General features: G+C 62.9%; 25 protein-coding genes and 1 pseudogene. 11 read left to right on the top strand and 15 right to left on the bottom strand.

The genetic code is table 11. The features are described from left to right. The 5 genes and pseudogenes from trbL to MAXJ12_RS24220 form a co-directional block, all read left to right on the top strand. A pseudogene (gene trbL / locus MAXJ12_RS24240) lies at window positions 1–1,181 on the top strand (P-type conjugative transfer protein TrbL); the annotation flags it as partial. Next, on the top strand, window positions 1,181–1,864 hold the full coding sequence (gene trbF / locus MAXJ12_RS24235; RefSeq protein WP_008838682.1) for a conjugal transfer protein TrbF: 684 nt from the start codon (window positions 1,181–1,183) through the stop codon (window positions 1,862–1,864). The pseudogene trbL and the gene trbF, both read left to right, overlap by 1 nt. Then, window positions 1,861–2,847 (top strand): P-type conjugative transfer protein TrbG, encoded by a 987-nt coding sequence (trbG, locus tag MAXJ12_RS24230; RefSeq protein WP_008838681.1) that lies wholly within the window; start codon window positions 1,861–1,863, stop codon window positions 2,845–2,847. Before trbF ends, trbG begins: the two co-directional genes overlap by 4 nt. After that, entirely contained in the window at window positions 2,844–4,040 is a 1,197-nt protein-coding gene (locus MAXJ12_RS24225) for a TraB/TrbI/VirB10 family type IV secretion system protein (protein ID WP_008838680.1), read from the top strand. The genes trbG and MAXJ12_RS24225 overlap by 4 nt, the downstream gene beginning before the upstream one ends. 2 nt (window positions 4,041–4,042) lie before the next feature. Further along, entirely contained in the window at window positions 4,043–4,291 is a 249-nt protein-coding gene (locus MAXJ12_RS24220; RefSeq protein ID WP_008838679.1) for a DUF2274 domain-containing protein, read from the top strand. Between the two features lie 15 nt (window positions 4,292–4,306). Here MAXJ12_RS24220 and MAXJ12_RS24215 read toward each other — a convergent pair whose 3' ends face one another. The 3 genes from MAXJ12_RS24215 to MAXJ12_RS24205 form a co-directional block, all read right to left on the bottom strand. After that, entirely contained in the window at window positions 4,307–5,242 is a 936-nt protein-coding gene (locus MAXJ12_RS24215) for a LysR family transcriptional regulator (RefSeq protein WP_008838678.1), read from the bottom strand. 682 nt (window positions 5,243–5,924) lie between these two features. Beyond that, the gene (locus tag MAXJ12_RS24210) at window positions 5,925–6,410 is read right to left on the bottom strand and encodes an anthrone oxygenase family protein (RefSeq protein WP_040587695.1); all 486 of its coding nucleotides are present in this window, start codon (window positions 6,408–6,410) and stop codon (window positions 5,925–5,927) included. A gap of 2 nt (window positions 6,411–6,412) precedes the next feature. After that, on the bottom strand, window positions 6,413–7,237 hold the full coding sequence (locus MAXJ12_RS24205) for an NmrA family NAD(P)-binding protein (protein ID WP_008838676.1): 825 nt from the start codon (window positions 7,235–7,237) through the stop codon (window positions 6,413–6,415). A 96-nt stretch (window positions 7,238–7,333) separates the two neighbouring features. Here MAXJ12_RS24205 and MAXJ12_RS24200 point away from each other — a divergent pair, with 96 nt between their 5' ends. Continuing rightward, entirely contained in the window at window positions 7,334–7,987 is a 654-nt protein-coding gene (locus tag MAXJ12_RS24200) for a TetR/AcrR family transcriptional regulator (RefSeq protein WP_008838675.1), read from the top strand. A 431-nt stretch (window positions 7,988–8,418) separates the two neighbouring features. Here MAXJ12_RS24200 and MAXJ12_RS24195 read toward each other — a convergent pair whose 3' ends face one another. The 3 genes from MAXJ12_RS24195 to MAXJ12_RS24185 all read right to left on the bottom strand — a co-directional run bounded on the left by MAXJ12_RS24195 (window position 8,419) and on the right by MAXJ12_RS24185 (window position 10,557). Further along, window positions 8,419–9,237 carry an AraC family transcriptional regulator gene (locus MAXJ12_RS24195; protein ID WP_008838674.1) on the bottom strand — a complete coding sequence of 273 codons (819 nt, stop codon included), beginning with the start codon at window positions 9,235–9,237 and terminating at the stop codon, window positions 8,419–8,421. 194 nt (window positions 9,238–9,431) lie between these two features. Then, entirely contained in the window at window positions 9,432–10,049 is a 618-nt protein-coding gene (locus tag MAXJ12_RS24190; protein ID WP_008838673.1) for a hypothetical protein, read from the bottom strand. 1 nt (window position 10,050) lies between these two features. Next, on the bottom strand, window positions 10,051–10,557 hold the full coding sequence (locus MAXJ12_RS24185; RefSeq protein WP_008838672.1) for a hypothetical protein: 507 nt from the start codon (window positions 10,555–10,557) through the stop codon (window positions 10,051–10,053). Between the two features lie 70 nt (window positions 10,558–10,627). On the opposite strand from MAXJ12_RS24185, the gene MAXJ12_RS24180 reads away from it, so the two are divergent. Then, window positions 10,628–11,257, top strand: coding sequence for a CGNR zinc finger domain-containing protein (locus MAXJ12_RS24180; protein ID WP_008838671.1), 630 nt, complete (start codon window positions 10,628–10,630; stop codon window positions 11,255–11,257). Between the two features lies 1 nt (window position 11,258). Here the strand turns inward: MAXJ12_RS24180 and MAXJ12_RS24175 are convergent, their stop codons facing one another. Continuing rightward, complete coding sequence (locus MAXJ12_RS24175) at window positions 11,259–12,161, bottom strand: arginase family protein (RefSeq protein WP_008838670.1); 903 nt, start codon at window positions 12,159–12,161, stop codon at window positions 11,259–11,261. A gap of 110 nt (window positions 12,162–12,271) precedes the next feature. Here MAXJ12_RS24175 and MAXJ12_RS24170 point away from each other — a divergent pair, with 110 nt between their 5' ends. The 3 genes from MAXJ12_RS24170 to MAXJ12_RS35620 all read left to right on the top strand — a co-directional run bounded on the left by MAXJ12_RS24170 (window position 12,272) and on the right by MAXJ12_RS35620 (window position 14,231). After that, entirely contained in the window at window positions 12,272–12,796 is a 525-nt protein-coding gene (locus MAXJ12_RS24170; protein WP_040587707.1) for a MarR family winged helix-turn-helix transcriptional regulator, read from the top strand. A gap of 4 nt (window positions 12,797–12,800) precedes the next feature. Beyond that, window positions 12,801–13,775: a DMT family transporter gene (locus MAXJ12_RS24165; RefSeq protein ID WP_008838668.1), complete on the top strand. Its 975-nt coding sequence runs from the start codon at window positions 12,801–12,803 to the stop codon at window positions 13,773–13,775. Between the two features lie 93 nt (window positions 13,776–13,868). Next, the gene (locus tag MAXJ12_RS35620; protein WP_139044013.1) at window positions 13,869–14,231 is read left to right on the top strand and encodes a YybH family protein; all 363 of its coding nucleotides are present in this window, start codon (window positions 13,869–13,871) and stop codon (window positions 14,229–14,231) included. A 164-nt stretch (window positions 14,232–14,395) separates the two neighbouring features. On the opposite strand, the gene MAXJ12_RS24160 is transcribed toward MAXJ12_RS35620, so the two are convergent. The 8 genes from MAXJ12_RS24160 to MAXJ12_RS34600 all read right to left on the bottom strand — a co-directional run bounded on the left by MAXJ12_RS24160 (window position 14,396) and on the right by MAXJ12_RS34600 (window position 20,007). Then, the gene (locus tag MAXJ12_RS24160) at window positions 14,396–15,139 is read right to left on the bottom strand and encodes a 2OG-Fe(II) oxygenase (RefSeq protein ID WP_040587692.1); all 744 of its coding nucleotides are present in this window, start codon (window positions 15,137–15,139) and stop codon (window positions 14,396–14,398) included. Then, on the bottom strand, window positions 15,136–15,681 hold the full coding sequence (locus MAXJ12_RS24155) for a methylated-DNA--[protein]-cysteine S-methyltransferase (protein WP_202946697.1): 546 nt from the start codon (window positions 15,679–15,681) through the stop codon (window positions 15,136–15,138). Before MAXJ12_RS24155 ends, MAXJ12_RS24160 begins: the two co-directional genes overlap by 4 nt. Before the next feature lie 140 nt (window positions 15,682–15,821). After that, a complete protein-coding gene (gene ada / locus MAXJ12_RS24150) occupies window positions 15,822–16,907 on the bottom strand; it encodes a bifunctional DNA-binding transcriptional regulator/O6-methylguanine-DNA methyltransferase Ada (protein WP_008838664.1) in 1,086 nt (361 codons plus the stop codon). Between the two features lie 116 nt (window positions 16,908–17,023). Beyond that, window positions 17,024–17,269 carry a hypothetical protein gene (locus MAXJ12_RS24145; RefSeq protein ID WP_008838663.1) on the bottom strand — a complete coding sequence of 82 codons (246 nt, stop codon included), beginning with the start codon at window positions 17,267–17,269 and terminating at the stop codon, window positions 17,024–17,026. Window positions 17,270–17,277: 8 nt separating this feature from the next. Continuing rightward, a complete protein-coding gene (locus MAXJ12_RS24140; protein ID WP_008838662.1) occupies window positions 17,278–17,727 on the bottom strand; it encodes an ester cyclase in 450 nt (149 codons plus the stop codon). A gap of 168 nt (window positions 17,728–17,895) precedes the next feature. Beyond that, window positions 17,896–18,333: an ester cyclase gene (locus tag MAXJ12_RS24135; protein WP_008838661.1), complete on the bottom strand. Its 438-nt coding sequence runs from the start codon at window positions 18,331–18,333 to the stop codon at window positions 17,896–17,898. A 73-nt stretch (window positions 18,334–18,406) separates the two neighbouring features. Further along, a complete protein-coding gene (locus MAXJ12_RS24130; protein WP_008838660.1) occupies window positions 18,407–19,177 on the bottom strand; it encodes an SDR family oxidoreductase in 771 nt (256 codons plus the stop codon). Between the two features lie 329 nt (window positions 19,178–19,506). Then, window positions 19,507–20,007 (bottom strand): DUF1579 family protein, encoded by a 501-nt coding sequence (locus tag MAXJ12_RS34600; protein ID WP_008838659.1) that lies wholly within the window; start codon window positions 20,005–20,007, stop codon window positions 19,507–19,509. A 267-nt stretch (window positions 20,008–20,274) separates the two neighbouring features. Here MAXJ12_RS34600 and MAXJ12_RS24120 point away from each other — a divergent pair, with 267 nt between their 5' ends. Further along, window positions 20,275–20,817 (top strand): hypothetical protein, encoded by a 543-nt coding sequence (locus tag MAXJ12_RS24120; protein ID WP_008838658.1) that lies wholly within the window; start codon window positions 20,275–20,277, stop codon window positions 20,815–20,817. The last annotated feature ends 497 nt before the right edge of the window (window positions 20,818–21,314 follow it).

Below are 21,314 nucleotides of genomic sequence, written 5' to 3'. Positions count from 1 at the left end.
AAGAAGACGCTCTTCGTCGGTGTCTTCGCCTACATTATCGGCAACTGGAACAACCTCGCCCGCATCGTTTTCGAGAGCTTCGCCGGTCTTGGCCTTAAGGCGAGCGGAACCGCATTCACGACAGCTGACCTGCTGCGCCCCGGGAAGGTCGCGCAGACCGGCCTCGATGCGGGCCGGCCACTACTCGACTCCATCTCCAGCCTCATGGGTTACTGGTCCTTCTTCGAGAACTTCATCCAGATCGCCTGCATGTTCCTGGCCTGGGCACTGGTGCTGCTCGCCTTCTTCATTCTCGCCATCCAACTCTTCGTCACGCTGATCGAATTCAAGCTCACCACCCTCGCCGGCTTCGTGCTGATCCCGTTCGGCCTGTTCGGCAAGTCCGCCTTCATGGCCGAACGTGTGCTCGGCAACGTCATCTCATCCGGCATCAAGGTTCTGGTGCTCGCCGTCATCATTGGCATCGGCTCGAGGCTCTTTTCCGAGTTCACCGCCGGTTTCGGCGGCGCAACCCCCTCCATCGATGAGGCCATGGCCATCGTGCTTGCCGCGCTGTCGCTGCTCGGCCTCGGCATCTTCGGCCCCGGCATCGCCAGCGGCATCGTCTCCGGCGGTCCGCAACTCAGCGCCGGTGCGGCGGTAGGCACGGGCATAGCGGCAGGCGGCCTGGTCGCCGCCGGCACCGGCGCCGTCGGCACGATTGCATCTGGCGGTGCAGCGCTTGCCGGAGGCGCTGCCGCCGCTGCGCGGGGGGGGGCGCGGCGATCGTAGGCGGAGCGTCCACAGCGTACAGCCTCAGCGCAGCCGGCAAGTCGGGCGCGGCTGGCGTTGCATCAGGTCTCGGCGGTATTGCCCGCGTTGGCGGCAGCGCGGCCGTCTCGCCGCTCCGCCGTGCGACCTCACGCGCCACCGAGAGCATGCGCTCGAGCTTCAATGCCGGCGGCATGGCGGCGTTCGAAGCCACCGGCGGCTCCTCGTCGATGGGGACCATCGGTGGTGACCTCGTCGGAGATGGCGGCGGCTCGGCCGTCGCTTCCTCCGGTGGCCCGCCCGAATGGGCGAAGCGCATGCGCCGCTCCCAACGCATGACCCATGCCGTCCAGGCGACGGCGCACGCCGTCCGCTCTGGCGATGCTCATGGCGGCGGCTCTTCCGTCAATCTCTCCGAAGGCGATCGCTGATGTTCAAACGTCCCTCCACCCATTACGGCAAGGCGCCGGCCCCCGAAACTCCCTATCAGCGTGCCGCACAGGTCTGGGACGAACGCATCGGATCCGCCCGTGTGCAGGCCCGTAGTTGGCGACTCATGGCCTTCGGCTCGCTGATCCTCTCCGCCGGCTTCGCCACCGCGCTGGTCTGGCAATCGGCGCGCGGAACCGTAGTGCCGTGGGTCGTGCAGGTCGATCAGCTTGGTCAGGCGCAAGCGGTGGCGCCGGCTGATGCTGCCTACCAGCCGACGGATCCGCAGATTGCCTTCCACCTGGCCCGCTTCATCGAGCAGGTTCGCTCGATCCCGTCCGACGCGATCATCGTGCGGCAGAATTGGCTGCGTGCTTACGAATTCACCACCGACCGAGGCGCCGCGGCGCTTAACGATTACGCCCGCGCTAATGACCCCTTTACCAGGGTCGGGCGCCAGCAGGTCGCCGTCGAGGTGTCCAGCGTGATCCGGGCGTCCCCGGACAGCTTCCGCGTCGCCTGGACGGAACGGCGCTACGAGAACGGCCAGCTCGCCACGACAGAGCGGTGGACCGCCATCCTGACGATCGTCGTGAAGGTCCCGCGAAACGCTGATCGGCTCAGGGCGAACCCGCTCGGCATCTACGTCGACGCCATCAACTGGTCACGGGAGATGAGCCAATGAACGGGCAGATTTCCCGCCATGCCGGGAAGCCGCTTTTCCGTAAATCCGCGTTTGCGGCAATCCTGCTTTCCGCCACGGCACTCGCTGGCTGCACCACGTCGCCGAAGCCGCCGCAGATCAGCTACGACGCTGATGTGCCACCGCTGCCGGCCTTGCCGGCAGCCGTCGCGGACCAGCGTCCTCGGCCGCTGCATATCCCGCCGGCCTGGACCCCTTCGCAAGGCGGAGCGGCCGCAACCACGCCCACCGGGCGTGTGCAGAACGCCAATGCGGCTGCGCGGATCGAACCGCGCCGCGAGGGCTACTACAATTCGATCCAGATCTATCCCTGGAGCGAAGGCGCCCTCTATCAGGTCTATGGGGCGCCTGGGCAGATCACCAATATCGCGCTCGAGCCCGGCGAAAGTCTGACGGGCGCTGGGCCGATCGCAGCCGGTGACACGGCACGCTGGATCATCGGCGACACCGAAAGCGGCAGCGGCGTCTCGCGGCGGGTCCATGTCCTCGTCAAGCCGACACGGCCGGATCTCTCGACCAACCTCGTCATCACCACCGACCGGCGCATGTACATGATCGAGCTGCGCTCGGGCGAGCGCCCCTATATGCCGGCTGTCGCCTGGGCGTATCCGCAGCCGCCCGCTTCGCAACGGCAGGCCATTCCCACGACACCGGTCATCCCGAGCGTGGCGGCGCGCAACTACCGCTATGGCCTGACCGGCGACACCCCGCCGTGGCGGCCGATTTCGGTCTTTGACGATGGCCGGCACGTCTATGTCGAGTTCCCCCGCGGCATCGTGCAGGGCGAGATGCCGCCGCTCTTCGTCATCGGCGCAGACGGCGAAGCCCAGATCGTCAACAGCCGCATCTACCAGAACATCCTGATCGTCGACCGGCTCTTCGGCGCCGCCGAGCTGCGTCTTGGCAGCGGAAACCGCCAGCAGACCGTCCGGATCGTCCGTACCGATGGGAGGCCCTCGTCATGAGCGAGAATGAAACGAGGGATAGCGACGACGCTCCCCTCTCGGGCGCGTCAAACGCTACCGCCGCGACCATGCGACTCCGCGCGGAGCCGCCCAGGGTCACGCGGTTATCGCGCAAGATGCTGGCCGGGCTTGGTCTGGTCGCCTCGATCGGCATCGGCGGCGCTATGATCTACGCCCTCCAGACCCGTGATGCCGGGAGAAGCGGCGATGAGCTCTATTCGACCGAGAACCGGCCGACGGCCGACGGCCTTTCCGGCCTGCCGCGAGACTACACCGGCCCTGTCCTCGGACCGCCGCTCCCGGGCGACTTAGGGCGCCCGATGCTCGATGCGCAGAACCGCGGCCAACCTGTGAACCCTTCGCCCGTCGTGACGCCGGCGGCGGACCCTGAAGAGCAACGCAGGCTGGCGGAGGAGGAAGCGGCGCGGACCTCACGCGTGTTTTTCCAGACCGAGACGAGAACGGCGGTCGCCCCGGGAATGCCCGGAGGCAGCGCTCTCCCGATTTCCGACCTGGCCGGTCTCGGATTGCCGGGGCAATCCGCTCCAACCGCACAGGAGCGGCAAATGGCCTTCCTCCATGCCGGCGTCGATCGCAGCACGGTCGCTCCTGACCGTGTGATGGCGCCCGCGTCACCTTACGTGCTGCAGGCGGGTGCGGTGATCCCGGCCGCGCTGATCACTGGCATTCGATCGGACCTGCCGGGGCAGATCACGGCCCAAGTCACCGAGAGCATCTACGACAGTCCGACCGGCCGCCTGCTGCTCGTCCCCCAGGGCACGCGCATCATCGGCGAATACAGCAACGATGTCGGCTTCGGTCAGCGCCGGATCCTCCTTGTCTGGAACCGGCTGATCTTCCCGAACGGCCGCTCCATCGTGCTGGAACGCCAGCCCGGCGCCGACACCCAAGGCTATGCCGGTCTTGAGGACGGCGTGGATTATCACTGGTGGGATCTCGCCAAGGCCGCGGGTCTCTCGACCTTGCTGAGCATCGGCGCCGAACTTGCCACCAACGAGGATGACCGGTTGATTCAGGCCATCCGCAATGGCGGCCAGGACACCATCAACGACGCGGGGCAGCAAATTGTGCGCCGCCAGCTCAACGTCGCGCCCACGCTCACCATCCGGCCTGGGTTTCCCGTACGTGTGATCGTAACGCGCGATCTCGTCCTCGAACGATATGGAGGGTGATCATGACCAAGCTGAAACTCGGCCGAATCTCAGACGAAAAGCCAGTAAAGGTGACGATCGAACTGTCAGCGGCGCTTCATGGCGACCTGGTGGCCTACGCCGAGGTCCTGGCTCGGGAAACCAGGCAGGAGATCAGCGACCCGTTGAAGCTGATCGCTCCAATGCTTGCGCGCTTCATGCTTACTGATCGGGGGTTCGCCAAGGCGCGGAAGGCGCAAAATAAGGCGCAAACGAACTCACCAGACACATAGGGGCTGCTTGCAGACCTAGCCGTTCATAGCGGCTGCGCCATCTCCAACCGAGACACCGCGCCCGCGATCTGTGAGAAATTGTGCTGTCTGCAGGAATCGCAGAAAGGCTGGGTTATCATTTTCCGATGACCAGACGACGCTGAACGGCACGATGTCGGCTCGGGCGGTCAGCGGCCGAAACACCAGCCCTGGAACCTTGACCGCAGTCCACGCCGCTGAGACGAGAGTGATGCCCTGGCCGAGGCTGACGAGGTTCATGAGCGTGTCCTGCAGCGCCGCCTTCTCTTCGACATCAGGGTAGGTGCTGTAGTCGGCAGACCGACGAACGATGTAGTCATGCACTTCGGGTCCCGGTTCCGCCCGGCTCACGATGAAGTGCTCCGCCTTGAGATCCTGCCAGTCAAGCTTGAGTCTGGCGGCTAGCGCATGGCCTTCAGGTAGCGCGACATGGACCCTCTCGCGCCATAGCTCTCGCGTTTCGCATCCCGGGACAGGTTCCGAACCCGTAATAATGGCCGCATCTAATCGCCGGGCTCTGACGGCCGCGAGATGCTGCCTCCGGCCGCCGTCACGAACGTCGATGGTGACCTGCGGATGCCTTTCCGCGTAGTTTTGGACAAGCTGCCGTAGAAATCCGCCCGCCAGCGACGTCAGTATCCCGATGCGCACCAGGCCTGACTCGGCTCTGCGCGCCGCCCGAGCGGTGCGCCCTGCGGACTCGAGCTGTTCAACGGCCGGCAATGCCTCGGCCAGGAATTGCTGTCCTGCCGGAGTCAGTCGCACACCACTGCGCGTTCGCTCGAACAGCGATACCCCGAGATTGTGCTCAAGCTGCCTCAATGCGCGGCTGACAACCGACTGATCGACCTGGCACATTTCCGCGGTACGCCTGAAACTGCCTACCTGAGCCGCAACACTGAGATAGTGAAGTTGCCGAAGGGCGCGCCTCATCGTCGGTAACCGCCAAGGCTCATGGCGAACGGTCCAAATCGAGCAGTCGAACCCGCACGCGGCGTGCTGCGCTCGTGCCTCAGTAGCGCCGTTTCGGCATCATCGACTATCTCAACCAGGCAGCGGCCACCACACCTGTGCATGACGGCAATCTCAGTCGCCAGGGGCGGAGCACCGTCGCTCCGCTCGCGTTCGACACAGCTGGAGAACCTATTGCTGGGGCCGGTCGCCATCACCTGCTTGACCCTGCCAGGCACAATCGGTGCAATCTCGACCCTGCTTTCCCGTATCGTCCTTTTGAAGGGCACAGGTGATCCTTTCAGGATTTGGCATCATTCGGCGAAGGGTTGGACGCTACGACGCGACGGTGCGGTCGCCCGCTACAGTTCGCCCTCTCGCGGGCGATGCTGGCCGCCAACGCAATGACATGACTGGCTAACAGGCGGGCGTTGTTGCGCGGGGAAATCAGCGCCGGTAGGTGCTGGCGCAGCTGGCGAAACCCCGTGGCGCAACGCCGTCGCCACCACGATGAGCATCGCCGCGAGACCGCTGGTCCAGTATGCTGACGTGCGGGATCCGCGAGAAACTATCGCGCCGCTGGAAGCACGACTAGACTAAAGGCCATTGTTGATACTAGCGGTGGCGGCTCTCTTTTCGCGCGAGCCGCCACTACTTTACCGACCTATCTCGCGGCGATCGCGCCGATGAAGAGCGCGGAGGCCGCGATGCATGCAATCGTCCGCACATGGTTCCAAAAGGCCCAATCCTTCAGGTAGCGCGCCCAGACTTGCGCACCTTCCGCACTCGCGGGCTCGACGGCGGCGAGGGCATTGTTGAGCGGCACATTGAACATCATGGTCACAACGGACATGCCGACGACATAGAGGATCCCTCCGCTCAACATCGCGAGGCTGCCGGGCTCTCCCCAGCGAAATAGCGCCATGCTGGCGAGCGCCAGACTGGCAAGGCTTGTGCCGAGAAAGAACGGCATGAACAGCGACTTCAAAATGACGACGTTGATCGAATTCATCGCCGCGATGCCGGCCGCTTGCTCGATGCGGTTCAGCGCCGTCAGGATGAATGCCGAGAAGGAGAAGTAGAGGCCGCCGAGCAATGCGCAGCCGAGGGCGGAGAACCACAAAAGGCTAGTGATGACAGGCTGCATCATTGTCATACCCTCCACACACCGGTGGCTGCAGTTTCGCGCGCATAGTCTGCAAAGTCCCGCGCCGGTCGGCCGAGCACCTCTTCGACGCCGTGCATGACGGGCGAATTGCGTCCGTCGAGCACAACGGTAAAGAGCTCGATCAGAAGCTCCGTCACATCTTCTGGAACGCCCGCCCGGCGCATGTCTGCGGTGAACTCCTCTGGTGAGATCTGGCGATACCGGATCGGGCGTCCTGCCGCGGCGGCGATCTCGGCCACGGCCTCGCCAAAGGTGAGCGCGCGAGGCCCCGTAACCTCATAGATCTTCTCGCTATGACGATCGTCGTTGAGCACTGCCGCCACGACTTCGGCTATGTCGTCGACGTCGATGAAGGGCTCAGGCACGGGCGGCGCCGGCAGTGCAAGCTCTCCCGCCAGCACGCCGTCGATCAGATAGCCCTCTGAGAAATTTTGATTGAACCAGCTGGCGCGCACATTGGTCCAGCCAACGCCCGATTTTTGTAGCGCCACCTCCGCCCGCTGCGCGCCGGGTTCGTTGTGGCCCGAGAGCAAAACAATCCGCTCGACCCCCTTCCCGCGCGCGATATGGCTGAGCTCCGCGATGTCGTCGGCCGCGCCCTCGATGGCAAGATCGGGCTGATAAGTGACGTAGGCCTTGGCCACGCCCTCGAACGCCGGGGCCCAGGTTTCGCGCCGGGTCCAGTCAAATGGGATTGCGGTGGAGCGCGACGCGGCGCGGACCTCATGGCCTTGCGCTTCAAGCAGATTCTTGACTCGCAGGCCGGACTTGCCGGCGGCGCCGATGATTAGGATGGGGGGTTGCGTCATGAAGCGTCCTTTCTCTTGCTATAATACGAGACTTTCTCGCATTTGCCAAAACCGATAATCTCTCGTATTTAATCTGTCAAGGCGAAATTCACGGAGGTGACGGTGACCGCAAAAGAGGGGAAACAGGCGGTGACGGAAGCAGTGGCTGCTACGCGACCGCGCCTGGTGCCAACCCAACGACGCAGCCGGGAGCGGTTCGAGCGAATCCTCGAAAGTGCAGTCGAACTGATCTCGGAGAAGGGCAGCGAAGCCTTCCGCATGAGCGACATCGTCGAGCGCGCGGGTGTGCCCTTCGGATCGCTTTACCAGTACTTTCCGGACAAGACGGCTATCATCGGAACGCTCGCGGAGCGCTACAACACCATCGAGCGCGCGTGCGTTCAGCGCGAACTGGCCATAATGAAGACCACGGAGGATTTGCATCCGGCTCTGTGCCGCATCGTCGAAGGCTATTATCGGATGTACCTGGACGATCCTGTGATGCGCGACATCTGGCAAGCGGCGCAGGCCGACAGGGCGCTGCAAGAACTTGATGAGGAAGAAGGCGAATTTCTTGCCGGATTGCTGCGTGAAACCCTGCAACGGTTCACGGACGCGCCGGCGCCGGCAATCCTGGCATTCTCTCGGCTGACCATGACGCTTATCGCTGCGGCAGTGCGTCACGCGATTGCGCTGAAACCAAAGGAGGGCCAGCGCGTGATCGCGCTGTTCAAGCATATGCTGCCGAGGGATTTGTCCGTACTCTCCTGACACCGTCACTGATCGGCACCCCCAAAGGTCATCGCCATCCATGTGATGCGCAACCCGGACAAGCTGCGGCACGTGCGTAGAGGCGAGACTATCGGCGCACGCGCGCAGCTGCCGTCAGTCGATAGCGGATGAGATACAGTTCCATCGATCCGGCGCCTTGGCGCTGCCCCGGCAACGACCCGAATAGCTCCGTTTATCGCGTTCGAGTGTGAACCATCTCAGTGATAAGCACTTCCTCGCCGGTCTCCGAAAAGCTGGCGATCAGAATCGGCTATTTCCGTGATCAATCGCAGGCGCAGTAGTCCAACTTTCGGGAATTCGTACATCAATCTCTCCAATGGCCTAAGTGCACCTGCACGACCGCGCGGTCGCGCGGCTTCGGTGAATATGCCTAGAGAGGTTTCGGTCTGGCCGATTGGATAAAATTCAACCTAGCGCTCCAACGGAACGTGGTTGTCGTACCGGCCGTCGGCCTCGCGGTATGCAGACGGTGTGAGGCCAGAGAACGACTTGAACTCGCGGATCATATGAGACTGATCATAATATCCGCAATCGAGAGCGAGGCTCGTCAGATCCGTGTCCGGCCTCTGTGCGATGTCGCGCATTATGCGGCGGAAGCGAAGCAGACGGCAGTACAGCTTGGGCGCAAGGCCGACCTCGCGCCGAAAAACGTCGATGAAACGATGTGAACTCAGATCGACCTCTCCCGCCACGGCTGCGATAAGATCAACGCCATGCCGCGTATGAAATCGACTAATGGCGTGGGCGACCGCCGGGTGTGGGCTCGGGTGAGCCGTCAACCGCGCCGACATTGCTCTTTCAAGAACAGCGATGCGCGTTTCCGGTGTCGCCGCTGCCATCGCTTCCTCTTGCAGTTGGCTCGCCGACGAGCCCCAAAGAGATTCGAGAGGCACGTGCCGATCTCGCAATGCGTCGGCCGGCAGTCCAAAGATCGCATATGCGCCGCCTGGACGGAACTTCGCACCCAAGAGTGATGCCTGCTGACCCGTATCAATAACGTAGGGGCGGGTATGGGGCCCCGCCACCAGAGGACCCGAGAAAACGGCAGCCTCATCGATCTGCTCGGGATCGTAAATCCGGAGAACACCATCCCGCGTATTGATGACAAGATCGAATTCGCCGGTGGGCAGAAAGCTCTCATGCGAATGGTTTGGTGCATTCTCGCCGTACCAGAGCTGCGAGACAAATCGAAAGAGGGGAAACCGCGGTTCACGCGCTGCAAAAAGCATTAAAGCACCTACCCAGTCTGATTGATTCGCTCTGAATCATTGATCATCCAGCTATTGGTTCTTTCGCGTCCTAGAGGCCGCGTGAGACTCGCCAACTGAATACTCTTTCGGGCAGCAACGTCGAGCTGTCGGCCAGCGCCGTCGTGCGGGTGCAGGCCGAGGCCATGGCGAATGCCCCGGCGGCAATCGAGAAATCACGCCGCGTCAGCACGCGCGAAGTCCATCGTCCAGACCGTCTGCCAACTGGCACCGCCGTCGCTTGAATAGGCTTGCTCCCAACGCGGCGAGGGCGTGTCGGTCCGCGTCCACAGGAACCTTATCTTGGTCGGTCGTTCGTTGAGGATGGTGTCGCCGAAGAAGGTGCCAATGCCGTCGCGGAATCCGCCGATCATCGGCGGTTCGATACGATCGGGCTCGCGCGAATCGAGCCACCAGATCGCCCAGCGCCCGGTTTCGGAGTTGAACGCGCGTATGGTGGCGCCGCGAAACGCTCCGCCGGCGAGGTGAATGACATGGTCGTCCCAATGGGCGTTGCCGCCGAGGAGAGGCCCCGCGACGCAGCTGCCCGCATTCTCCTGCCATTCGAGCCCGGAACCACTGCGTCGCAGGCTGCGATGGGCTACGCGCCAATGTCCGGACTGGAAGTCGAAGTCGCGCGAGCTGCCCGACGGGTTGCTCGGCTCGCCAGTGAACGCATTCGCCCTGGCGCCGAAGGTCGCCAGTACCGCGCCGTACGCGGCGAGCGCGAAGCTTTGGCGACGCGAAAGTCCTTCGGGACCGGCATGATTGTCATGGGCGGGGCCGTGGACCATCTCAGTCGCCGGTCCGGGTGAAGTTCATGATCCAGTTGGTTTCCCAGCTGGTTCCGCCATCAGCCGATAGCGCCTGTTCCCAGCGCGGTGCGCCCGAGGTGACCTGCGTCCACAGGAAGCGGGTGCGGACGGGCCGGCCTTCATGCATATCGTCCGAGTAAAAGGTGCCAACCCCATTTTCGAACCGGCCTACAACAGGTGTCCCCAGGCTGTCGGGATAGCGCGAGTCGAGCCACCAGATCGCCCATTGGCCCGGCGCAGGATCAAATGCGCGGATCGCTGCGGCGCGATAGGTTCCGGCCGGGGAATTCAGGATATTGTCTTCGATATTCGCCTGCCCGCCGAGGATTGGGCGGGTCGCGCTGACACCGTCGAATGCTAGCCAATCATTGCTTCCGGCAAGCCGCACCGCCAGCCGTCTATCGGCGACTCGCCATTGGCCGAAGAGGAAATCGAAGTCTCCCTGCCCGGACGGTGCGCTCGGCGCGGATTGCATCTCTCTGGCCATTTCAACCTCTAAAAACTATTTATCCGGTTGCCGGTGTGACAGTCAACCGGTAAACGTGATATTACCAGTTATGCAAATTGTGCCCCACGATTTTGTCGCGCGCGATCTGGTTGGCGGTCATGTCGTGCTGGACTTCGTCAACACCGTCACAGCACGCGACACGAGAATGCCGCGAGACTGGTTCGACGGCTATGGCCGCTTGCTGGACTGGGCCGGGCTTGCCGGCCTGTTCGACGAAGCGACCCTTGCGAGTCTGCGCGGCATATCTGCATCGTTTCCCGAGCGCGCCGCCGCTGCGCTCGATCGTGCGAAGCGGCTGCGCGAGGCGCTGCATAGAATCGTCTCGGCGCGGATCGTGGGGGTGGAGGTCCCGGCGGCGGAGATCAGGGTTCTCGAATCGATATGGAAGGAAGCTGTGGCGCGGACCCGCTTCCGCAGCGAGTGCGGCCATATCGGCCCCAGCCTCGACAGCGATCAAAGCGGCCTCGACCTGATAGCCGATAGCCTCGCAATGGCCGCTGTCGATCTCCTCGGCGAACTGCCGGCGGGACGATCGCGCATCTGCAGCGGAGCTCAATGCGGCTGGATCTTCATCGACAAGTCCAAGGGCGGCCGCCGCATCTGGTGCGACATGGCGACATGCGGCAACGCAGCCAAGAGCCGCCGCCACTATCACCGCCGTCGAGACCTCGGCGCTTGAGTCAAAGCGCGGCGAGGTCCGCGCCGAGGAGTGCCGTGGCCAGTACTTCGGTCAGGCCGCGCCCAGCGCTGCCATCCTCGTCGAGGCGCGGATTGTATATGGCGACCTCGATACCGACCGCGTTGCCGCTCGCCAGGGCAATCCGTAGCGCCGCCTCCAGTTCGTCCCACGACAGGCCGCCCGGCACACGAAAATCAACGGCTGGCATGATAGAGTCGTCGAGACAGTCGGCGTCCAGATGGATGAAGAAGCCTTCGAGCTCCGGGCGCCTCAAATGGTCGACCGCTTTGCGCATCGCGCCCTCGATTCCCATCTCGCGCACGGCGGGAAGATCAAACGCCACAAGCTCTTTGGGCAGCGACTGGCTGCCGAAATCTTTCTGATCCTTGTGATCGCGGTACGCGAGCGCAACGACGTCCTCCGATCGCACCAGCGGACCACGGCCCTCAATGTTGGTCAGGAGCGTCGGCCCATGCCCCGTTGCGAAAGCGAGATCCATCGATGCACCCTCGCCGTTGGGCTCGGCCTCGGGCTGGAAAAAATCTGCATTGCCGTCGATAAAAAGCAAGCCGTAGCGGCCACGCCGTTTGAGGGCTAGCATCGAGCCCAACAAGATCGTGCAATCGCCGCCGAGCACAACGGGGAACTCGCCCGCGTCGAGCAGCGTCTCCATCGCATCAGCAAGCTTGGGCGACCACCTCGCGATCGCCTCGGCATTTAAGGTTCCAGTCTCCGGATCGGGCGTTGGATGTTTCGGCGGCACCGCCAGTCGCCCTGCGCGACGCGCATTGATCCGATCGGCAAAACCTAGCTCCAGGAGCCGATCGGGCAAGCACTCCACACCGTCCGTCGCCAAGCCCAGTGTAGAAGGGGCTTCGAGGATTGCATAACGATAGGTCGACATCGTTACCTCCGGCTGCTGCAAAAAAGGTTCGCAGGTTTGGAACGTCCGGCGCCGTCAACAGTTCCTTGCATGACGCAAACAAATAATCTGCCAGGGCCATGGGCTCCGCCATGCAAACAAATAATCGTATCGCCAACCTCCTCGGGGCTCTCGCGCTCGCGCTGACCGACGAGTTCTATTCGGCTATCCGCAAGCGCGCCAGCGGAGGCCCGTCGGAAGCGGCCTCTCTCGTCGAGATCGCCACGTGGCCAAACGAGACGATTGACTCGCTGTCGCGCACCCTACGCCTCTCGGCCGCGGGGACGACCCGCCTCGTCGATCGACTCGTGCGCGAAGGGCTAGTCAGGCGTGAGGTCAGTGACGCCGACCGGCGTGCGCGAACGCTTAGCGCAACCGAAGCAGGTCGCGCCCGCGTCGCCGTCATCCTCGCCGCCCGTCGCGAAGTGCTCGACCGAGCGCTGGCGCAGTTGGGCTCTAAAGACCGGAGTACATTGGAACTCCTGCTCGAGCGCATGCTGACGGCCATGACGTCTGATCGCGAAACCTGCGACCATACGTGCCGCCTGTGCGATCTCGACAACTGCCCGCCAGACGTCTGCCCGGTCGAGCAGGCGGCACGCGAGAAAGACCGGTGAGCACATGGTGCCTCACACACCTGCGTCCCTCACCAGCATCGCACGCACTCCGTTCTGGCCCACGCTGCTGGGTGTCCTCTCGGCAGCAGGCTGGGGCTTCGGAATCGTTGCCTCGCGCGCTGCGCTGGAGGCGGGTCTCGACGTCTTCTCACTGGCTCTGATCCAGCTCGCTGCCTCCGTCGTGCTGCTCGGCTGCATCAGCGCCGTGGTCGGGCGATGGCCGAGTGGCGGCTTGGTGAAGCGTAGCGTGCCGTCGGGCACGATCGAATATGCCTTCACCTATACGGTTTTTGCATTCGGCGTGGCGCGAACCACCGCCGGCAATGCAGCCATTATCGCCACTGCCGAACCGGTGCTGATCGCACTGCTCGCCGCCTTGCTGCTACGCGAGCGCATCGGCAGACGGTTCCTCGTCGTGCTCGCCGTGATCGTGGCAGGCCTTCTGCTGGTCACCGGGCCTGACCTGGCCAGTGTCGGCCGCCCGCGCGATGGCGACCTGCTGGTGCTTGCGTCGGCGGCGACAGGAGCCCTCTACGCGGTGCTGAACCGCCGCCTGGTCGCCGACGCCGGCCCGCTGCCGCTCGCGCTGTCCCAGCAGACGGTTGGGCTCGTGGTTCTCGGGGGCGCCGTGGCGTTTCTCGTTGTGGCGGGCGTCTCGTCGCCGCCACTTGCCGCCTCCCCGCCGCCCGAGGCACTTTGGCTCGCTATTCTGTCGGGCCTGCTCCAGCATAGCGCCGCGGTGTGGCTCCACCTTCATGCGCTCCGCGGCATGACAGCCGGCCGCTTCGGAGTCGTGCTCTCGCTGGTCCCCGTCTTCGCCCTGGGCGGCGCCTACGCAGTGCTCAGCGAAGCGATTACCCTCATTCAGCTTGCGGGAGCGGCGTTGATCGGCATCGCCATCATCCTCTCCCGTCGCAGTCGCCAATCGCAAGGACCTAATCGTGTTCGCCGACGTGCTGGCGGAGCGGATAACAAATAGCCAAGTATTCGAAACCGCGAACTGCCGTTCGCTGGCGAAGTTGCGGCACACACATTAAACGACTGTCGTCAGTAACCACAAGCGAGAACCAGAATGAGCAAGCGCGGACCAGCTTTATCCCCAAACGAACTTTCAGAGTTGTTGTTGAGCAACCTCAACGATGGCGATGTCGAAGGCATAGTAAGTATATATTCCAAAGATGCCATTCTGGTTCTGCCTGATGGATCGAAGGCTGTTGGCCAAGATGCCATACGAGCCTTTTATGCAGAGCTATGCAAGGACCGTCCGAGGTTCGCTCCGGGTGAACAATCCCCTCCGCTAGTAAACGGCAATGTCGCCTTGACCTCAACCGTCCTGACCAATGGGACGGTGACGGTAGAAGTCGCGGCGCGGCAAGAAGACGGAACCTGGCTCTGGATCATCGATCATCCAGCTATAGGTTTTACCGCCTCCTAGAAGCCGAGAAGCCGATCTTACAGGATGGCTCATCATCCTGCTTTCAAGCGCTGCATCGCACCACCCCTGTCCGCCGACTCGTCGCGCACGATATTCGGGTGATGTTGGGCGGCTTTCGCCTGTTGCTCACTAATCGAACAGGCGGAATGGCAAATGTCCTGGCTTCAGCTGGCGTCATGGAAAATGATGCCGAGCGTATGGCGATGGCCCGAGCGCAGCTTGCTGACGCCGTGGCGGAGCTTGACGCGATAGGAGCCGCGCGTACCTTGGACCGGTCTGCTGTTCACGGCGAACACCACCGCGTCGCCCTGCCTGAGCGGCACTACCATGGCGCGCGACTGCATACGCGGGCGCTGTTCGGTCAGCACGAATTCTCCGCCCTCGAAATCCTCTCCCGGTTCGCTGAGAAGCACCGCGACCTGGAGCGGGAAGACGTGTTCGCCGTAGAGATCCTGGTGGAGCGCGTTGTAGTCGTCCTTGCCGTATTGGAGCAGCAGCGGCGTCGGCCGGGTCTGTCCTGCCGCATGGCAGCGCGCGATGAAGGCGGCGTGGTCGTCGGGAAAGCGCACATCCCTCCCCATCGTCTCGTGCCAGCGGTTGGCGATGGGCGCGAGGTGCGGATAGAGGTCCGTGCGCAGCTCCTCGACCAGCGATGGCAGGGGATAGGCGAAATATTTGTACTCGCCGCGCCCGAAGCCGTGCCGCGCCATGATGATATGGCTGCGGAAGTCCTCATCAATATCATAGCGACCTGCGACGGTGTCGCACTCCCTTGCGGAAAGCAGCTTCGGCATGTTCGCCCAACCCTGGAGGTCGAGGTCGGCGGAGACCGCCGACCAGTCGATCGCCTCTACGCGGCTGCTCGCTTCATGGGGTTTTCTTGCGGTGCTCATCATTGCGGTACTCATGCCGCGGCCTCCCGGTTGATCAGGTTGCGCTTGCGCTGCACGCCCCAGCGATAGCCCGAGATCGAGCCGTCCGCCTTGACCACGCGGTGGCAAGGGATAGCGACCGCCAGGACATTGGCGGCGCAGGCGGCGCCGACCTCCTGGGCCGTGGCGGGCACCGGCAACGCCTTGGCGATCTGGCCATAAGTGATCGTCTCGCCCGACGGCACAGCGCGCAATGCCTGCCAGATTGCCTGCTCCAGCGCGTTGCCGCGAATGTCGAGCGGAAGCTCCAGCCCCTTATGCGGTGCGTCAAGGAAGGCGACGACCTTTGCCGTCATGTCTTCCAGTCCTGCCTGGTCGGCGAGACGCGCGCCCGGGAAGGCGCTGGTCAGTTCGCGAGTAAGCGCGGTTTGGTCGTCGCCCATCAGGATGGCGGCGACGCCCTTATCGCTGGCCGCGACGAGCACGGTGCCCAGCGAGAATTGACCGAAGCCGAAGCCGATGTCCTCGATCATCGTATCGGCCTGCACTGCGATAGCGTTCATGATCTTGCCCTTCATCTTGGTGTCCGACACACCCTCGCATTGCGTCAGATTGGCTGCACTCCGCCCCTTGCTTTCGAATCGAGAAAACGTAGATCGATGTTCGATGGGCGCTGGCGGACAGGCGTTCCGCACGTCGTTGACGGCGGTGTGGCCGCTCAGGCGGCCCGGGCCTCGCGGTCGATCAATACGCGCTTGCGCTCGACTCCCCAGCGATAGCCGGAGAGCGCGCCGTCGCTCTTCACCACTCGGTGACACGGGATCGCAACGGCCAGCGCATTGGCCGCGCAGGCGCCAGCCACAGCGCGCACCGATTTGGGCGCGCCGATCTTCCGGGCGATGTCGCTGTAGGTTGCGGTCGTGCCCGCCGGGATTTCGCGAAGGGCCGCCCAGACGCGCTGCTGGAACGCGGTGCCACGGATGTCGAGCGGTAGATCGAGTCCGAGCTCGGGTGCCTCGATGAGGCCCACAACCCGTCCCACCAGTCCCTCGAATTCGAGATCGCCGCCGATCAGTCGCGCGCGCGGAAAACGATCCTGCAGGTCGCGAACGAGCAAGTCAGGATCGTCGCCCAACAGGATCGCGCAGACGCCCTTCTCGCTCTTCGCCACCAGGATCGAGCCCAACGAGCACTCACCGACGGCGAAGCGGATTTCGGCATTGGCGCCGCCGGCCCGATAGTCCGTTGGGGTCATACCGAGCATCTGATCGGATTGCTCATAGAAGCGGCCGTTCGAATTGAACCCCGCGTCATAGATCGCCTCGGTCACGGTCGTGCTTCGACCCAGTTCGTGGCGAATTTTGGAGGCGCGATTGGCGGCGGCATAGTCTTTTGGCGTTACACCCGTGACCGCCTTGAATACGCGATGGAAATAGCCCGGGCTCAGTCCCGCTGCCTTAGCAAGGACGCCAAGCGGCGGAATCTCTTCGGCCCGCTCGATCAATCGGCAGATTCGCGCGACCGTCTCAGCATTTTGAATGTCCGCAGATGGCTGGTCGGGCCTGCAGCGCTTGCATGCCCGGAAGCCCAGGGCCTCCGCCTCCGCGATACTGTCATGGAAACGGACATTCTTCGGATTCGCCGTCCGCGAAGGGCAGGACGGGCGACAGTAGATGCCTGTGGTGGCGACGGAATAGTAGAAGTCGCCGTCCAGTGACCGGTCGCGCGCCAGAACGCCAGCCCAGCGTGGATCCCGCTCGGTGGCGATGGCTTCCTTCGATCTTTCCTTGACGAGCGTGCTCATGGCCGAACTTTCCGAATTTTCTGTCTATGGCCAAGATGACGCGCCTTTGCGCTGCCTGCACTCCGGCTCTTGCTTTCGAATAGAAATAGGGTCGGCGAGGACGGAATACGAGCGCATCAGCGGACGCGCGTCACACCCCGGTCATCAAGCAACCATGTGTCGCCGGCGATCCCGCGTAGTTCGATGCCGTTTGCCCTTCGTTCGCGCCAGGTCGCGACGCCCGCTGCGACGAGGCCGTTGAGCGCGGCAAAGACAGCGGTTCGCGCCGCTTCCGGATTGGAAAGCGGCGCGGCTTCGTGGAGCGTGCCAAGCAGGGCGTGCTCGGATTGATGGGGGTCGCCCAACCTGCGAACGATGCCCATGTCTTGCCTCAGGCAGCCCGGATGAGTTCGAGTTGCTGGAGCGCGGTCACGCCGTCGTCCAGGCCGATTTCCTCGACGATCTTGCCGTTCTCGACGCGAAGCACGGTCGTTCCCGTGAAGTGCATCTTCCGGCCCGACTTTGCCGGGAGCGAACCGATGAGGAAGTCGCTGAACGCGGGGCCGGTGTGGGTGCCTCCGCCTTCCCAACGTCCGACCACATAGTCGCCTTCGGCAATGAGGTCGGCCGCACCACCAAACTCGAGATCCGGGAACGCCTCGCGGAAGTCGGTCATGAATGCCTTAATGTCGTCACGACCACGGCGCGGCTCATGCAGTGAATATTGCAGGAGCATGTTGGCCGCCGCGAGTTCGTTGATAATTTCAGGATTCCAGGGATTGCCCCAGAAGCCGTCAAACCATCGGCCGACGATAGCCTTGTTGTCCTCTTCCTTCGACATGATGAACCCTTATGTGCTGCCGGTGTTTCGGGGTTGGGCCTTCGGGTGGCGGCAGGTCCGCTGGTCCCAAGCGAGGTCTACGCCTCGCAGAAGCTGAGAAAACTCCGTTTGCTGCTCCGGAACCGAAGTGACGGTCGACCGGAGACCCACCAAACGGCGGCGCATGACCTATGTCGGCAGCGTGACGACACCGAGTTGCATAAGCATGCCCAGATTGTCGGCATACACCCAGGTCTCGGCGACCTTGCCTTTGGCAATGCGCGTTATGTCCAAGCCCTCTATCGACACCTTCTTGCCGGTGGGAGGGATCTTGCCGAGAGGGCCTAGGTGGGTTCCCTCGAACAGCCAGCGATTGACGATGAAGTCGCCTTCGGAAACCGTAACCGGCTCGATGGTGGCGAGATTGTCGGGAAACGCTGCTGCAAAACCCTCCAGGACCTGCCGGTAACCCTTGGGCCCGGTCTCCGGGATTGGGTTGATGGGGCTGTGGAAGTGAAACACATGATCGGGTGCTATCAGTTCTTCCAGCATCTCCATCTTGCTGGCGCCGTGCCAAAGTCCGCCGAATACGCGCTCGACGATCGCCACATTCTGTTCGCGTCCCATGAAGGTCTCCTTTGCGAATGCGTTCGGGCAATCCGCCGGGCATTCGCTGCGCCCGGGAGGACCGTTTCCACGTCTAGGTTCGGTTGATCGACACGCCGCCGTCGACCAGAAGCGCAACGCCCGTGATGAAACTCGATGCGTCGGACGCGAGGTGGAGCGCGGCTTGGGCGATCTCCTCGGGCCGCCCAAGACGCTTGAGCGCGTGAAGACCTTCGATGAAGGCTCGCGTACCCTCGGGAGCACCTGGCAGGTTGCCGTGATTGGCCGGCGTATCGGCGCCGCCCGGGAGAATCGCGTTCGCCCGGATGCCCTGGGCGCCGAACTCCGCAGCCAGCACCCGGGTCAAGCCTACGACCCCTGCCTTGGCAGCGGCATATGCGCCCGTGCCCGGAAAGCCGACGGTGTTGCCGACGAAACTCGAGGTGAAGACGATGGAGCCGCCGCCGCCCTCGAGCATCGCCGGCACCTGGTACTTCGCACCGAGAAAAGCGCTGGTAAGGTTGGTGTCGATAGTGTCGTGCCATCCTGCGACCGAAAGGTCGGGCACCGGTCCCATCTCGCCGCTTGATCCGGCATTATTGAATGCGATATCGAGCCCGCCGAACTGATCGATCGCGGTGTCGACCAAGGCCTTTGCATGTGCCTCGTCCTTCACGTCGCCCGCAACGGCGATGGCTTGTCCGCCGGCCTTTTCGATTTCGTCGACCAGAGCTTCGAGCTCAGCCTTGCGGCGTCCCGCCACAACGACCTTGGCGCCTTCCTGTGCGAACAACTTTGCAGCCGCATAGCCGATACCTGAACTTGCTCCAGTAACGATGGCGACTTTGTCTTTAAGGATATCCATAATTCAGCTCCTGGCGATCTGTTCTGTCCAAGAGACATGCCACTCTGGATCTTCAGCGACACTCCGCTTGTTGCTTTCCAATCAAATGACTTTGTCGGCAGCCGCCAGTAGCAGGCGACGTGGCGCGCCGCACGCGAGCGAGTTAGGAGGGGGCGGACTCGCCGCTGCGCCGGCTGGATGAGGCCGCCGAGGACGAATCCGCACAGGTCGCCAAGCGGCGTCTGTTGCGGGACGCCGCTTCGCCTCCGATAGATGCGAGGCTAACGCGCTCTTCCACCGCTCGCGCAAAGCCGCCGTTCTCTCGCGCCGCAGCGTTCGATCACCCTTGTTTACCGTTTTCGAGTGTGGACCATTTCCGTAATGAGCACTTCCTCGCCGGTTTCAAGCAGCCGACGGATGCTGAAGAGCTGGCGATCAGAACCGGCTATTTCCGTGATCAATCGCAAGTGCAGTTCCTTGCCGTCAGGACCTGGGCCTACGGACACTTCCTTAAAGACCCTGCCGGAAGCGTCGAACGCGCCCTCGGTCTGATACAAGGCGGGACTTCCGGAGTCCGCCCAAACTCCGAGATATTTGCCTGCGAAAGGGTCGTATCCCGTCAATCCTCGGCCATGAAACGCCAGTTGTGCGAAGTCGCCGGCGTCATCCAGATCGACTTCGAACTCGCGGTCGAGAAAATATCCGCCAAGATTGAGCTTGGCAGTATAGCGCCCGGCCTTTTCCATTGGCGGCTGCGTGGGGTCAAAATAGAACCGCACCTGGGAGTCCCATTCTCCCGCGAAGAGCGAGAACCGTTCCTGTTCGGGTCCAACTTTCGGGAATTCGTACATCAATCTCTCCAATGGCCTGAATGCACCTGTACGACCACGCGGTCGCGCGGCTTCGGTGAATATGCCTAGAGAGGTTTCGGCCTGGCCGATTGGATAAAATTCAACCTAGCGCTCCAACGGAACTTGGTTGTCGTACCGGCCGCACCATCTTCGACCTCGACCGCCGCGCCGTCTGGCTATCATCCCGGCGCGACTCGCTACAGTATCCGATCCCGAACTGGTCGCGGCGGCGCGACCGGCCTCCTTGCGCGTTGAGGCCTTTGAACCATGCAACAAATTTCAGACGATTTCCTCCTAACGATGGCAGAGGTTTCGGCCGGGTTGATCGGTCTCTTCATTGTGGGAATGCTCTTTTACATCGAAACCGGCTTCCGCCGCCTTGGTCCCGTGGACAAAGTGGTCAGGCCCTATTTCAGGTCCTCCACCCGCATCATCCTCGTGCTCTTCGCCATACCCGTGGGGCTTTCGTTCAGCCTGGTCGCCTTGGAACCTGTTTGGTCCGGAATACTCTTCATCGTTCTGAGCTTCATACTCGTGGCAGCCAATGTCGATACGGCCTTGCGCATGGCTGCCGTGGCGAGGGCGACCCGCTCCACCATGATGCTCGTGAACGAGGTCGTGGGCACTGCTGGTGTCGTGGCGCTCGTCATCGTGCCTTGGGTGATCGGCGGCTTCAGCCCGACCAGAGAAGCCTTCACTTGGGCCATTCTCCTGGCCTTTGCCACCGGGTTTCTAAGCATTTGCGCCCTGGTGCTGTCGGCCTTTGACGTCATCAGGTCCGATACTGCCGGGGGCGGCTTGGAAGGCTAGCCTGCGGAGGCCAGCGTTGCGATCCGGCGAGTCTTCCTGTGTGTGTGATCGTCACCAAACGCGTGGCACCACCGATCCCTCTGAGGATGAGCACGGAATTCAGGTGGTCATTGGCAGAGCCGAACTCAGTGACCCGGATTGTGTAGAAAGAGAAGATGGTGCGGGTGGTTGGAATCGAACCGACACTCCTTTCGGAACCGGATTTTAAAGGGGAGTCGTGTCTTCCACTGGCCTCCGCCTTGTCGCGGGCCTCGCACCTTCTGGGCTCGTCCATCAGCGCCTACTCGCCCCTATGCTGCACCTAGCAGCCGAGGGAAAACCCGCCGATGTGTACGCTCCAGCCCGAAAATACCGCACGGCAGTTCGAGGGGGCTTCCCGTATCAACATCTATCGTTCTCTATCGCCTCACCGATGAAGGAGATTGAGCATGGCACAGACCGAAACTATGCAAATTCGGAGAACGATCCGGCGGCACCAATTGCGCGAGATGGTGCCG

It is taken from the genome of Mesorhizobium alhagi CCNWXJ12-2, from assembly GCF_000236565.1.
Classification (GTDB): Bacteria; Pseudomonadota; Alphaproteobacteria; order Rhizobiales; family Rhizobiaceae; genus Allomesorhizobium; species Allomesorhizobium alhagi.
Note: the sequence above shows the minus strand (reverse complement) of the source record. Positions and strands in the feature narration are given on the sequence as shown.